General features: G+C 60.9%; 14 protein-coding genes, 1 tRNA gene and 1 pseudogene. 10 read left to right on the forward strand and 6 right to left on the reverse strand.

The window, feature by feature from the left end:
- The first annotated feature begins 76 nt into the window (after positions 1-76).
- From AB4Y71_RS16195 to AB4Y71_RS16220, 6 genes and pseudogenes are all read left to right on the forward strand, one after another.
- A complete protein-coding gene (locus AB4Y71_RS16195; protein ID WP_441722014.1) occupies positions 77-1168 on the forward strand; it encodes a zinc-binding dehydrogenase in 1092 nt (363 codons plus the stop codon).
- 316 nt (positions 1169-1484) lie between these two features.
- The gene (locus tag AB4Y71_RS16200; protein ID WP_134778929.1) at positions 1485-2186 is read left to right on the forward strand and encodes a class I SAM-dependent methyltransferase; all 702 of its coding nucleotides are present in this window, start codon (positions 1485-1487) and stop codon (positions 2184-2186) included.
- Positions 2187-2300: 114 nt separating this feature from the next.
- A pseudogene (locus tag AB4Y71_RS16205) lies at positions 2301-3130 on the forward strand (CPBP family intramembrane glutamic endopeptidase).
- Between the two features lie 214 nt (positions 3131-3344).
- Positions 3345-4949 carry an ABC-F family ATP-binding cassette domain-containing protein gene (locus AB4Y71_RS16210; RefSeq protein ID WP_441722018.1) on the forward strand — a complete coding sequence of 535 codons (1605 nt, stop codon included), beginning with the start codon at positions 3345-3347 and terminating at the stop codon, positions 4947-4949.
- Between the two features lie 75 nt (positions 4950-5024).
- Entirely contained in the window at positions 5025-5276 is a 252-nt protein-coding gene (locus AB4Y71_RS16215; protein WP_105658992.1) for a hypothetical protein, read from the forward strand.
- Positions 5277-5294: 18 nt separating this feature from the next.
- Entirely contained in the window at positions 5295-5885 is a 591-nt protein-coding gene (locus AB4Y71_RS16220; RefSeq protein ID WP_441722021.1) for a dienelactone hydrolase family protein, read from the forward strand.
- A 90-nt stretch (positions 5886-5975) separates the two neighbouring features.
- On the opposite strand, the gene AB4Y71_RS16225 is transcribed toward AB4Y71_RS16220, so the two are convergent.
- Positions 5976-6048 (reverse strand) — tRNA-Lys (locus AB4Y71_RS16225).
- A gap of 160 nt (positions 6049-6208) precedes the next feature.
- On the opposite strand from AB4Y71_RS16225, the gene AB4Y71_RS16230 reads away from it, so the two are divergent.
- The 4 genes from AB4Y71_RS16230 to AB4Y71_RS16245 all read left to right on the forward strand — a co-directional run bounded on the left by AB4Y71_RS16230 (position 6209) and on the right by AB4Y71_RS16245 (position 10035).
- Positions 6209-6874, forward strand: a complete 666-nt coding sequence (locus AB4Y71_RS16230; RefSeq protein WP_102598763.1) for a hypothetical protein — start codon at positions 6209-6211, stop codon at positions 6872-6874.
- 63 nt (positions 6875-6937) lie between these two features.
- Positions 6938-8149, forward strand: coding sequence for an MFS transporter (locus tag AB4Y71_RS16235; protein ID WP_441722024.1), 1212 nt, complete (start codon positions 6938-6940; stop codon positions 8147-8149).
- Positions 8150-8387: 238 nt separating this feature from the next.
- Positions 8388-9002, forward strand: a complete 615-nt coding sequence (locus AB4Y71_RS16240; protein ID WP_041649201.1) for a hypothetical protein — start codon at positions 8388-8390, stop codon at positions 9000-9002.
- 4 nt (positions 9003-9006) lie between these two features.
- On the forward strand, positions 9007-10035 hold the full coding sequence (locus tag AB4Y71_RS16245; RefSeq protein WP_013347516.1) for an inorganic phosphate transporter: 1029 nt from the start codon (positions 9007-9009) through the stop codon (positions 10033-10035).
- On the opposite strand, the gene AB4Y71_RS16250 is transcribed toward AB4Y71_RS16245, so the two are convergent.
- The 5 genes from AB4Y71_RS16250 to pstC form a co-directional block, all read right to left on the reverse strand.
- Entirely contained in the window at positions 10032-10229 is a 198-nt protein-coding gene (locus AB4Y71_RS16250; RefSeq protein WP_105658998.1) for a helix-turn-helix transcriptional regulator, read from the reverse strand. The two genes, AB4Y71_RS16245 and AB4Y71_RS16250, sit on opposite strands and share 4 nt — an antisense overlap.
- Positions 10229-10693, reverse strand: coding sequence for a hypothetical protein (locus AB4Y71_RS16255; RefSeq protein WP_134778933.1), 465 nt, complete (start codon positions 10691-10693; stop codon positions 10229-10231). The genes AB4Y71_RS16250 and AB4Y71_RS16255 overlap by 1 nt, the downstream gene beginning before the upstream one ends.
- A 203-nt stretch (positions 10694-10896) precedes the next feature.
- On the reverse strand, positions 10897-11676 hold the full coding sequence (pstB, locus tag AB4Y71_RS16260; protein WP_441722029.1) for a phosphate ABC transporter ATP-binding protein PstB: 780 nt from the start codon (positions 11674-11676) through the stop codon (positions 10897-10899).
- 46 nt (positions 11677-11722) lie between these two features.
- The gene (pstA, locus tag AB4Y71_RS16265; protein WP_013347510.1) at positions 11723-12862 is read right to left on the reverse strand and encodes a phosphate ABC transporter permease PstA; all 1140 of its coding nucleotides are present in this window, start codon (positions 12860-12862) and stop codon (positions 11723-11725) included.
- Positions 12862-13797 (reverse strand): phosphate ABC transporter permease subunit PstC, encoded by a 936-nt coding sequence (pstC, locus tag AB4Y71_RS16270; RefSeq protein ID WP_441722032.1) that lies wholly within the window; start codon positions 13795-13797, stop codon positions 12862-12864. Before pstC ends, pstA begins: the two co-directional genes overlap by 1 nt.
- Positions 13798-13902: the final 105 nt, after the last annotated feature.

The following is a 13902-nucleotide window of genomic DNA, read 5'->3' on the forward strand; positions in this document are numbered from 1 at the left end:
ACAAATAGAAATGAATTGTACTCGGCCCTAAAGAGATATTCCTCTCTGCCAGCGGGCTAACGAACGGAGAAACTCCATGCCAAAATTGGCAGTATTGACAGAATTCAACACCTCGGTAGAGTTGCAAGAATTTCCCCTACCCGAGGTGTCGCCGGGCGGTGCATTGGTAGATGTTGCCCTAGGTGGAATCTGCGGTACCGATGTCCACCTCCGCACGGGGCATCTTTCCGTTCCACTTCCAATTGCCATGGGCCACGAGGGTGTCGGACGCATCCGCACCTTGGGCGAAGGCCTGACCACTGACGTGGAAGGTGAACCTCTCGCTGTGGGAGACCGCGTGGTTTGGGCAAACAACATTCCTTGCGGATCTTGCTATGAATGCATGGTCCTCAAGGAGCCGACCCTTTGCAAGAGCCGCAAGATCTACGGAATTAATCGCAAGGCTACTGATGCTCCTCACCTGCAGGGCGGCTGGGCCGAAACCATCTCTCTCGAGGCAGGAACGACCATTATCAAGCTGCCAGACTCGGTCAGCTTCGAAGAGGTCATCACGCTCGGTTGCGCCGGGCCCACTGCGATCCACGGCGTCGTTGAGAACCTAAATATTGAACCAGGCTCGATCGTTGCCGTCCAGGGCGCAGGTCCTGTCGGCTTGGCATCTGCCATGTACGCAAAGGCCATGGGAGCTTCCCAGGTCATCATGCTTGGTGGTCCGACCTCGCGCATCGAAGTTGCCCTAGAGATCGGCGCGGCAGATGCCGGCATCGATATGGATACCTACCCGACTGCCAAAGAACGCTTGGCGGCCTTCCATGAAATTGCCGGTCATGGCGCGGACGTGGTCATTGAATGCGCAGGTGTTCCAGCCGCAGTCGCCGAGTCCATCGATTTGGCTCGTCCGAATGCGCAAGTCCTGATTCTCGGCCAATACACGGACCACGGCCCTACCCCAATCAATCCACACCTAATCACCAAGAAGCAGCTGAAGATGTTCGGATCGTGGGGCTTCGCACCGTCGCACTACGTCAAGTATGTGAAGTCGTTGCCGCATCTAGTGAAGAACCACGATCTAGCTTCGATCCTCTCCGTCTACCATCTGGAGGATGTCAACGAGGCACTAGCCGACGTAGCTTCCGGGAAGGTCACCAAGGGGGCATTGCGACCATAGTCCGGAAATCACAAGATCGGTGAACACCCATGCCGACAAGGGGGTACCAGCACTTCCAGTGTGCGAGTACCCCTTTTGACTGTCAACTATGAGTAGTAGATTCTGCATCTATTTCCATTAGATAAGTCTACCGAATTTCTGTAGTGGAGGCTGCCTGCATACCGTGGCTGAGAACAGGTCAAATGCCGTGCAATTCCTCAGTCAGCAATATTGGTTGGAAAGTCAGCCAGCAGAATGCGACTCGAAATGCTCCGCCTAGGGCGATTCGCCCCACATCCGACGCCCACGCGCGCGCAAATATGAAACACTTGGAACCATGAGTTCTCAGAATGCGCGCGCGGGCCTGGATAAGAAGGCCGAACAGGTTCAGGAAATGTTTGACAAGCTGGCTCCACGCTACGACTTGCTCAATACCTTGATGACCGGCGGCATCGTGAACTACTGGCGCAAGATCACCACCGAGGCGATCGCGCCGAAGCCCGGCGAGCGCATCCTCGACCTGGCAGCAGGCACCGGCACCTCCTCGGTTCCGCTGGCCGAGGCCGGCGCGAAGGTCACCGCCTGCGACATGTCCAACGGCATGCTCGCAGAAGGCCGCAAGCGCTACCCGCAGCTTGATTTCGTCTACGGCGATGCCCACGAACTTCCATTCGAGGACAACACCTTTGACGCCGTGACCATTTCCTACGGCCTGCGCAATATCGACGACACCGAGAAGGCCCTTTCGGAGATGCTCCGCGTGACCAAGCCAGGCGGACGCATTGTCGTCGCCGAGTTCTCCACCCCGACCATTACTCCGATCAAGGTGGCCTACCAGCAGTTCCTGCCACGCGTAGTTCCAGCGCTGGGCTACCTGGTATCTCCCAACCCGACCGCTTACGCTTACTTGGCTGAATCGATTGCCGCTTGGCCAAACCAGGATCAGCTGGGCGCCAAGTTCGTCAACGTCGGCTGGAAGAACGCGGAATACCGCAACCTGACCGGTGGCATCGTCGCGGTGCACCGCGCCTGGAAGTAGCCCTTCTCCAGATTTTTCCTTCTGGCCCGCAGCCGAAATGACGGATGCGGGCCAGAAGCTTTAAAGCACCGGTTCCGCGGCGGCGGGCTGTGTCTTTCTGCCGGCGCAGCTGGCATGCTTGTGTCCGTGAGCCAGTCCCCTTCTGCCATCAAGCGCACGACGCTCAGCTGGAAGCTGCTGCCAGCTGCGTTGCTCTCGGCATCCGCAGTGTTCCTCTTCGGCGCCGAAAACGACATGTTGGGCTACAGCCTGCTGGCACTGAGCCTGCTGTGCGCCGGGTTCATCGACCGCAGGCTTGCACGGCATCTGGGGCTCATCGCAACCGGCTTGGTGGTCATCAGCCTGGTTCCGCTGAATGCCGATCTGAGCCTGGGGCATATGGCATTAATGGGTGGCGCGCTGGCCGCGGCGGTGCTGCTGCCCTGGCTGATCTCCCGCTTCGCCCTAGGCGAGCAGATCATCAAGTTCCCGGTGAACACCGGCCGCAGGTGGCCGGTGGCTGCCAAGCTGTACCTGCTGGGGGTAGTTGCCCTGGGTTCTTCATTCTTCCGGTGTACCTGATCAGCACCGGGGTCTACCAAAACTGGCCGGATGCCTCGGACCCAACCATTTTCTGGCGGCTCTTCCTCGGAGTGAATTCTGTCGGCATCTGGGATGAGCTGTTCTTCATCTGCACGGCATTCACCTTGCTGCGCCAGCATTTCCCGGACTGGCAGGCCAACCTCTTGCAGGCGGTGATCTTCTCCTCCTTCCTCTGGGAGATTGGGTACCAATCCTGGGGCCCGTTGCTGACCTTCCCCTTCGCCCTGCTGCAGGGCTATACCTTCAAGCTGACGAAGTCCCTGTCCTATGTCATCGCCGTGCACCTGATCTTCGACTTCGTCCTATTCCTTGCACTGGTCCACGCCCACAACCGCGAATGGCTGCCGATCTTCGTGTACTGAGCAGGGTAGTCACCGGAAATCCTGACTGCTACACTTTCTGGCATGGATACCTACTAAGCCAGCCAATGACCGCGCACCGATTCTGTCCGGTGCGCCCTGTTCATTTCGGCTACCGGCTTCGGTATCCATTGCTTTGCGGTTCCCCTTGCGTGGTTGAGCCGATTCTGCGATCCCCCAAGCTGGCAGCCCCTTCGCAATTGCGGGAGGAACCTGCATGTCTTTGACACCACCAATTACCCTGAACAACCTCAGCTTCGTCTGGCCCTCGGGAGAAAACGCCCTAGCGGATGTGGACGGCACGTTCCCCTCCGGGCTCACCGGCTTGATCGGCGCCAACGGCAGCGGCAAATCGACGTTGCTGAAATTGATCGCCGGGCAGTTGCGCCCCACCAGCGGAACGGTAGAAGCCAGTGCGCCGCTGAGTTATCTTCCGCAGACCATCGCTTTGGAAAAGGACACCACCGTCGCCCAGCTGCTGGGGATACATGAGGTCCTGACAGCTCTGGAAGCCATCGAGTTAGGCAGCATCGACCCGGCAGATTTCGATGCGGTCGGCGCGAACTGGGACGTGGAAGCCCGGGCTTGCGCCGAGCTGGCACCATTGGGCTTTGGCGGCCTGGATCTGGGCCGCAAAATCACCACCTTATCGGGCGGGGAGGTCATGCTGCTGGCGGTACTGGGCCTGCGTCTGGCCGATTCGCCGATCACGCTGCTCGACGAGCCCACGAATAACCTCGATCACCCAACCCGTGAGCTGCTCTACGACCTTGTACGTGCCTGGAAGGGCACGCTGGTCGTGGTCAGCCACGATATCGAGTTGCTCGAGCTCATGGAGCATACGGTGGAGCTTTACGACGGGAAGCTCAGCGTTTTCGGAGGGCCCTACAGCGCTTACCGGGAGCAGCTCGAAACCGAACAGCAGGCAGCCGAGCAGGCAGCCAGAACCGCCCAGGCGTCCCTGAAAGTGGAAAAGCGCCAACGGGTAGAAGCCGAAACGAAATTGGCGCGTGCCAAACGCAAGGGGCGGGCCACCCAGCTTTCCGGAGGCATGCCGAAGATCCTGGCCAACCAACTTCGCCAGAAATCCGAGGCAAACGCCGGGAAGATGCGTTCCAACCTGGATGGCAAGGTCGATTCGGCACAGGCCCGGCTCGATGATGCCGATCAGCGGGTTCGGCAGGCCGAGCACATCAACATCGAGTTGCCCGATCCGCGGCTGCCCTCGGGCAAGCAGGTCGCGGCGCTGGGTCCAGCGGATCACCAGTTCATCATCCAGGGACCCGAACGCGTGGGCCTTGTCGGCCCCAACGGTTCCGGGAAAACCACTCTGCTCAAGCAGATGCTCGCGGGCGAAGCTCCCGGCCCCGGACTGGGCGGACAGCTCTTCCTTGACCGGGTTGGGTATCTGCCCCAGCGCCTGGACGGCCTGGATGGGGAACTGAGCGCCATGCAGAACGTGGCATCGGTGGCGCCAGCGGCAACCGCGAACGACGTGCGCAAGATGCTTGCCCGGTTGCTGCTGCGCGGTGACAGCGCCGACCGGCCATTGGCGGTGCTTTCCGGCGGCGAGCGTTTCCGGGTCTATCTGGCGACGCTGCTGCTGGCAGAACCAACTGCGCAGCTGCTCATCCTCGATGAGCCGACGAATAATCTGGATATGGACAGCGTGCGCCAGCTCAGTGAAGCACTGGGCGCCTATAAGGGCGCGTTGCTGGTAGTCAGCCACGATCAGCATTTCCTGTCGCAGCTGGATCTGGACTATTTGCTGGAAGTCGGCCCTCAGGGAACCTTGACGAAGTCCTACCCGAATCCAGTTTGATAACCCCACGGCGGTGTGCTGCCGGTTTAGACTTGTTCAAAGCACACCGCCAAGGACCCCGAAAGCAAGTTGAGTATGTCCTACCCCCAGCGCACCGTCGAAGTCGTCAAAAGCGGCCTCGTGATCGACCAGTCCGCAACCCTGCTCTGGCAGGACATCAAACGTGCCTTCATCTATGAAACGGGTTCCGGCCAGGAAATCCTTACCTGCGCAGAATTCATGCTGGTCGAAGGGTACAGCGTGGAGATCAATAGCCAGATGCCCGGCTGGGACATGGCCATTGAGCACTTGCCGCAGCGCATCGAGAACCTGGTCGACGAACGCTAGAAACCGCTAGGAGCACCCATGGCTACGATTGTTCTTTTCCATCACGTCCAGGGCCTGACCCCCGGGGTGCAGGAGATGGCCACAGAATTGCGCGCCGCTGGCCACACCGTGCACGCACTGGATCTGTACGCCGGCAAGCTGCCCAAGGATTTCGATGCCGGGATGCGCATGGCAGGCAAGCTGACCGCGGACAAGATCCAGGACCGCGTGGACAAGCTATTTGGCAAACTGCCCGAAGAGCTGGTCTACATCGGCACTTCCTGGGGCGCGGCCCTGGCCCAGCAGTGCGCGCAGCAACGTCCCGGCGCCATCGCCGCGATCCTGCTCGAATCCTTCGTGGATCTGGACGCCGACTGGAGCTTCGGTCCGTGGCCGGAAAATGTCCCGGTGCAGATCCATGGCATGGACCAGGACCCGTTCTTCGCGAAGGAAGGCGACCTGGAGGCAGCTCAGCGCTTCGTTGAAGCAGAGGGCGGCGATATCGCCCAGCTCTTCACCTACCCTGGCAAGCAGCACCTGTTCACCGACAGCTCGCTTCGCTCGCATGATCCAGAAGCTCGCGCGTTGGTGATGGAACGCATGGTCAAGTTCCTTCAGCCCTACGTCTAGCACGAGGGCAGTCCGCTGGTTCCATGCCGGACAATAAATCGAAAAACCGGACCCGGCTTGCGTTAGCAAGCCGGGTCCGGTTTCATTTTGTGCGCCCTGCGGGGATCGAACCCGCGACCAATGGATTAAAAGTCCAGTGCTCTACCAGCTGAGCTAAAGGCGCACGGCACAAGGCCAAAATCCATACTACCTGATGGACCGGCATGAGTATTAATCGGCGTATTCCGCAATTCGGCAGCCCGTAATTTCCGCTGGATCTTGGGGATTGCAAGCTAAATCACTTGTTAGCGGAGAACTCAGGATCAGCGAGTATTCTGGAGCGCATGAGAGGTGCACGCGCAGGATCAAGAGTTGCCCAGGATGCGGGATTCCGCCATCACAAACCACGCCCCTTCGCCCCGGCAGAATTCGAGCCATACGAGGGTGGCGCGGATCCGGCGCGGGTATCGGAGGCAGCCCACTTATCCGCACAGGCTTTCGTGCGGCGCGGCATCGCCAATAACGATCCCGAAGTATCCCGCCGGCTGATCGCGGTGGCTGAAGACGAGGGACTGGAGGTGCTCGCACAGCTGTGGAGCGAAGCCCCGGCCCATTCCCTGCCAGGTGCCCTGTGGCGCTTGTATGCGGTTCGTGCGGCCACCATGAGCAAGCCCGAGGTGCATTCGGCGCGATTCATGGCCGGAGCCCATCGCGCCGAAGTGGAACGCGTCGTTGCCGGAGTAGCTGAACCGCCGACCGCCGAGGAAATGAAGAAGATGACCGGGTCAATCCTCTCCGGCGCCTTCAACGGCGACTTCGCCCATGCCTTGGAACGCACCGCCGCCTATTGCCGGGTATTGGCCTTGGGCATGACCGAGCATGCCGATGCGGCAGATTTCTCCAACAGCGATCGCGGCACCAAACTGACCCAGCAAGCGCGGGCACTGGACGGCACCGCAGCGGACTTGGAAGTCTGCGCCCGCCTTTGGCGCCAAGACGCATTGGACTGAAAACCGGCCCCGCCCCTCTAGGATGGACTGGGGAAGTTACCCCTCAATCTTAGGCAGGTGGGTGTGGGCGCAGCATCGAGGACCAACTCTTCAGGACTCGTGCGCTGGTTGCTGATCTTGATCGCAACGGCGCTGCTTTCGCAAACGGCGCTGAACCTCATCCGCCCGGTGACCACCTATAAGCTCATCTCTTTTGGCTCCGGCGAGTTCACCGTCGGCGTGGTAACCGCGGCCTATGCCATCCTCCCGCTGTTCACCGCGATGCTGCTGGGCCGCATCAGTTCGCGGATCCGCAGGGTGCGGTTCTTGATGGTCGCCGGCGTGGCCTTGCTGGCCGCGGGCGGCATCGGCATCAACTTCTCGCCCAACGCATTGACGGTGGCCCTGGCCAGTGCCGTGCTGGGACTTGGGCATCTGATGTTCACCATTGGCGGGCAATCTTCCATAGCCCGGTTCTTCCCCGACAGCGATCTGGACAAGGGATTCGGCTGGTTCACCGCAGCCTATGCGGCCGGGCAATTCGCCGGACCGCTGATCGGCGGCTTGGTGCTCGGCTCCGGCACCGATGCCACTTCCCCGGAACGCATTGCCGATATCAGCCTGTCCTTGTGGATTGCCGCCGGATTCTCATTGCTGGCCATCCCCTTCTTGCTTCCGAGCTGGCAGCCGCGGATCTCCAAAACCAAGTCGAATACTCGCCCGCAGAAGTCCAAGGCTTCCCTTGCCTCTGTTTTGCGCGTCAATCGCATGGCTTCGCACATGTTCGCCTCGATGACCCTGCTGGCCATGCTGGACATCCTCACGGCGTTCTTGCCGCTGGTCGCGGAGAAACATGGTGTCACACCGGAAGATGTTGGTGTGCTTTTGGCCATTAGAGGCCTCGCCTCGGTGGTATCACGGCTGTTCATCCCCAAGCTCTCGGCCCACTTTGAACGCAACCACCTGCTGGTTACCAGCTTGTACATTTCGGGCATTGCCATTGCGCTGGCACCGGTATTCATCGACAACTTATGGGCCTCGGGAGCCGCGCTGCTGATTGGCGGATTCTTCCTGGGCCTGGGCCAGCCGATGACCATGACCATGATTTCCACGTCGGTTCCGGCGGTGGATCGCGGTGCCGCATTGGCGGTGAGGCTCATGGGAAACCGGGTCGGACAAGTAGCTTTGCCGATTATTTCAAGTACCGTGGCTGCCGGTTTGGGGCCGGCGGGCGCGATCTGGTTCTGCTGCGCCCTGCTCTGCCTGAGCGGAGCCGAGAAGAGCGTGCGCCGCTAGCGTGAGAAAACGCACGGGTGGCGGTCTGCGGTTGACAGCACCGGTGCCGGGCGAGAACACTAGGTATCGGTGCCGGGCCGCTGGTAACCCCGGGCTCCAAAATTCTGCCGCTTCGAGCGGCCTTCCGCCGAGAGGCGTTCCCGGTCCGGCACCTTCAAATACGATTCGTTAACTTCCACGTCGTAAACTGTTCTGCGTTGGTACCAATTAGCTGTCGAATCGAATGGTGCGCCGTAAAGTGAAGTTCCAGATCTTTCCCTCCACCTCGCGTGGCATCGAGTTGCTGTGCGGGTTGACGACGACCATTCGCACCTCCGTTGCCAATGTGTCCGAGATGATCGGCTCCCCCGACACCCGTGCGGATCAGCTGCGCGATTTGGCCTCAGCAGAAGCCGAGGCCTCCGATCTGGTGCACGCAGTGCTCACCCACCTGCGAACCAGCTATATCAGCCCGCTTCCCCGCGAAGACATGTACACGCTTTCGCGCTTGTTGCACGAAACCATGGAGCATCTGCGCGGCACCGGCGAACTGATCATGAATGTCGGCTCCACTCCGCTGTCCGAACGTTCCTCGGAGCAGCTCGAGCTCATTTCGCAGCTGGCCGAGCTGGCTTCCGATTCGGTACAGCGCCTGCATAACCTCGATGATCTGGAAGACAACTGGCTGCAGATGCTGCAGTTCTCCAAGCGCGCGGCCCGAACCCACCTGGTGTGGGTCAATGAGATTTCCAAATTCGCCAAGCCGGGAACCATCCACCGCCACCAGCGGGTGGCCGATCACCTGATGCTCACCGCCAACACCCTGCGCCAGTTCGCCGACCACCTCGGTCGCGTGCTGGTGAAGGAGTCCTAGGTAAATGGCCATCCTTTCGGTCCTCACCGGAATCGCGATCGTCCTCACCCTGGGCTATGGCGTGCTCAACGGCTTCAGGGATGCCTCCACCGCCGTCGCGGCCTCGATCCGCACAAGGGCGCTGCGTCCTGCTGTTGCGGTCTCAGTGGCCGCCCTATTCGCCTTCCTGGGCACCTTGGCGACCACGGGACTGAGCGTGGCCCTGGTGGACAAGCTGAACTTCAACGTTCCCGATGGCGTGGTCGGCCTGAAGCTGCTGATCTGCGGTCTGCTGACCGCCGGGGCCTGGGGCCTTTACTGCTGGTGGCGCGGACTGCCGGTCAGTTCCACCCACGCGCTGTTCTCCGGCCTGGTAGGCGCCAGCGGCGCCTCGGCGTTCATGGGCGATATGTCGATGTCCGGTGCCTGGGGCCTGTTGCTGGGCTCGGTGCTCCTGCCCTTGCTGGTCACCCCGGTAATCGCCTACATCCTGTCTTATCTGCTGGTGATTCCAGCAACCTGGCTGATGCGCCACAACACCTCGCAGTCGGTCAACAACGGGTCACGCGCAGGCCAGGCCATCGCCGCTTGCGCCGTGGCCCTGGGATTGGGACTGCAAGACGGCCAGCGTACCGGTGCGATGATCGCCCTGGTGCTGATCACCGGGCATGCGATGGATCCGGGGCCGATGACCTGGGCGATCCAGCTGGCCGCAGGTGCGGCGCTGAGCCTGGGAGTGCTGCTGGGCGGATGGCGCATCACCTACACGCTCAGTCGACGGCTGGTGAACTTCGATCCGCTGCGCGGAATGATCGCCCAGGGCGTGGCCGCAACCATGCTGTTCCTCGGCTCGCTGGTCTTGCATTTGCCGCTGTCCACCACGCAGGCGGTCACCAGCGGCATCGTCGGTGCCGGCAATAACCAGGCCTTTGAATCGGTGGTCTGGCGCAATGTCAGCAAGGTGCTGGTGCACTGGGTGCTGACCCCGGCCATCTGCGTTGCCGGTGGCGCGATCCTGACCTTGGCGGTGCACCCGCTGCTGGGCAACGCCTAGTCTTCACCTGGAATGAAGAGGTCTTCGATCTTGCACCCGAAGACCGCTGAAAGCTTGAAGGCCAGCGGCAAGGACGGGTCGTAGCGGCCTTTTTCAAGCGAGATGACGGTCTGCCGCGAGACGCCCAGCAGGTCGGCCAATGCTTGCTGGGAGAACCCGCGTTCCCTGCGGTATGCGCTGAGATTGTTCTCCACTAGCTTTCTGCCCGCTTAATGATGAAATAACGGATTCCGAAGTCAAGCAACGCCAGCAGCACGACACCAGCCAGAACGAGGCCAAGTGATGCTTGGATCTGAATGAAGGAAAACACTGCGCCACCGAGGCCGCAAACTAACAGCAAATCCTGGAACACTCCGATGGCAGCTCGGTCATACCACTGGCTCTCCACCGATATCTCGGGGTTCCTTGTGGCACCGCGCAGGGTGTCGCGATCCAGCAGCAACGCCCAGCAAGCTGTTGAAAGCACCGGCAGCAAGCCAGCGGCCATCAGCAACGCTGCCAAGACGAAATGCTCCGGGGCGTTCAGCCGGGCGAAGAGCACACCTGCACCGGCTGAAAGCACGGCCCCTGCGCTGAGGCTGACGGCAATCAGGGCGGCCGACCCGCCACCGAAGCGCGAACGGCCCCATTTGCTCTGGCCAACTGCTTTTGAATCCATCGTTGTCCCCTATCCCTATTGATGTAAACCTCACTTTACTGCCAAGCGTGCTTTACAGTCAAGGGTGCTTTACATGGATAGTTAAAGTGCAGCGGCGCACCGTAATCGGTGCGCCGCTGGCGGTGATCCCCTCCAGGATCCCCGGAAGACCCCCCTTCCGGTCCGTCTACCGCCGGCTCAAGGAGCGGCGGTATCCGAAATCTTTATCCGAAGCGTCCGGAGACGTAATCCTCGGTGGCCTTCTGCTCCGGGTTGGAGAAGATGGCTGCAGTGTCGTTGTACTCGATGAGCTTGCCCGGCTTGCCGGTGCCCGCAATGTTGAAGAAGGCGGTGCGGTCGCTGACGCGTGCAGCCTGCTGCATATTGTGGGTCACGATCACCACGGTGTAGTCGTTCTTCAGTTCGTTGATCAGGTCCTCGATTGCCAGCGTGGAAATCGGGTCCAGTGCCGAGCAAGGCTCGTCCATCAAGATCACGTCCGGCTTGACCGCAATGGTGCGGGCGATGCACAGGCGCTGCTGCTGGCCGCCAGAAAGGCCCGAGCCTGGCTTGTCCAGACGGTCCTTGACTTCGTTCCACAGGTTCGCGCCGCGCAGCGACTTCTCAACCAGGGAGTCGGCATCGGACTTGGAGATCTTCTGGCCGTTCAGCTTCACGCCGGCGAGTACGTTGTCCTTGATGGACATGGTCGGGAACGGGTTCGGACGCTGGAAGACCATGCCGATCTGGCTGCGTACGGTCACCGGGTCAACGCCGGCACCATACAGGTCATCGCCGTCCAGCAGCACCTGGCCCTCGACGCGGCCGCCGGGGATGACTTCGTGCATGCGGTTCAGGGTGCGCAGGAAGGTGGACTTGCCGCAGCCCGATGGGCCGATGAAAGCGGTGACGGACTTCGGCTCGATGTTGATCGAGACGCCTTCAACGGCGAGGAACTTGGAGTAGTAGACGTTCAGATCGTTGACGTCAATGCGTTTTGCCATGATGTAATCCTTGGAAAGTTTGGGTTGTCCGGACCGGAGCCTTAGCTCAACGGCCCTTCTTTGGGGCGAAGATCGAGGCGACCAGGCGGGCGAGGAGGTTCAACGCCATCACCATGAAGATCAGCAGCAGGGCCGCGGCCCAGGCTCGCTGTACCGACGGGTCGATGTTCGTCGGGCTGGTCGGGGTCAGGATCTGGTAGTAGATGAAGGTCGGCAGCGTGGACATCCAGTTTGCGAACACATTCATGTTGATCTGGCTTGCGATGCCGGCGGTCACCAGGATCGGAGCGGTTTCGCCGATGACTCGGGCGATGGCCAAGGTGACACCCGAGGCAATGCCGGAGATCGCGGTCGGGATGACCACCTTCAAGATGGTGCGCCAGCGGCGCACACCCAGTGCAAAGGATGCTTCACGAAGTTCGTTGGGAACGATCTTGAGCATTTCCTCGGTGGAACGGACCACCGTTGGGATCATCAGCACGCTCAATGCGACCGCTGCGACGATGCCCATGCGGGCGTTCGGGCCCAGGATCATGCCGAAGAACGCAGCTGCGAACAGACCGGCAACGATCGAAGGGATGCCGGTCATCACGTCGACGAAGAAGGTGATCGCCTTGGACAACGCCTTGCCCTGGCCGTATTCCACCAGATAGACGGCGGTCAGCATGCCCACTGGAACGGAGATCAAGGTGGCCCACAGGGTGATCAGCAAGGTGCCTACCACCGCGTGGTACGCGCCGCCGACTACCGGGGCGCCATTGGCGACGGATTCATTGTCCACCGCACCGGTCACGCCGTTCATGGAGTTGAACAGGAAGTGGGCGTTCATGCCCGGCATGCCCTTTTCCAGCACCGTGTAGAGCACGGATACCAGTGGAATTACCGCGACGATGAACGCTGCATAGATCAGGTAGGTCCACATCGCATTCTTGCCGCGGCGCTTGCCCTCCACTGCGCTGGTGATCACCGAAGCTGCCACCAGGAAGATGAGCGCCGAGTAGATTGCGAAGGAAGCAACGTTGAAGCCGGTGAGCGTCGAGGCTGCGGCGCCGATAATGATGGCGCCTGCGGCGATGGCCCAGATAGCCCACTTCGGAAGCTTGCCCTTGGCCAGCGAGTTGCGCTTGCGTACCGGCGGAGTCGGCCGGCCAGCCATATTGCTCTGATTAGTCGTCATGGTGCTCATCAGTTAGCTCCCGAGAATTCCTTGTGGCGGGCGATGATTCCGCGGGCGATCATGTTCACGACCAAAGTGATCAGGAACAGGACCAGACCGGCGGCGATCAGCTCTGCCAGGCGCAGACCGAAGGCCTCTGGGAAGTTCAACGCGATTTCCGCGGCGATCGTCTGGTTGCCGGTCTTGATCAACGATGGGATCAAGTTTCCGGTGGAGAGCACCAGGGCAACTGCCATGGTCTCGCCCAAGGCGCGGCCCAGACCCAGCATGACAGCTGAGATGATGCCCGGACGGGCGAATGGGATCACCGCAGTGGTGATCATTTCCCAGCGGGTGGCGCCCAGCGCCAGAGCGGCTTCCTCATGCAGCTTCGGAGTCTGCAAGAAGATTTCGCGGCTCAGCGAGGTGATGATCGGCAATACCATCACGGCCAGCACGATGCCGGCGGTGAGCATGGTCTTGCCGGTCTGGCTGGCCGGGCCCTCGAAAATCGGGATGAAGCCCAGGTTCTTGGCCAGCCATTCGTAGCCGGGCACCAGAGCCGGAGCGAGCACCATGTAGCCCCAGGCCCCGTAGATCACCGAAGGGATCGCGGCGAGCAGGTCGATCAGGTAGCCCAGCGGGCCTGCGACCTTGCGGGGAGCGAAGTGCGAGATGAACAGTGCTACGCCGATGCCAATCGGGGTAGCGATGAGCAGCGCGATAGCTGCTGCGATAACCGTGCCGATAATAATCGGCCAGATATACGCGAAGAATCCTTCGCCGCCGGAAATCTCTGCTGGATCAGCAAAGAACGTCGGCAGGGCTTGGATCAGCAAGAAGACCGCGACCGCGAAGAGCGTGATCAGGATCAGGACACCGGCGCCCAGAGCGGCACCAGAGAAGATCTTGTCACCAGCGCGGCCGGAGGTCGATGACTTGCTTGTCAAAGCATTTGCAGTCATGGCTAGAGCCTTTACGAAACGGGGGTGTTGCAGTTTTCACTGCGGGGGTGGAGGGGTACTGCTGGTGCGGGTGGGTGAGTGCATCCACCCGCACCTGGTGCCGGT

It is taken from the genome of Glutamicibacter sp. MCAF14, from assembly GCF_052114325.1.
Taxonomy (GTDB): Bacteria; Actinomycetota; Actinomycetes; order Actinomycetales; family Micrococcaceae; genus Glutamicibacter; species Glutamicibacter arilaitensis.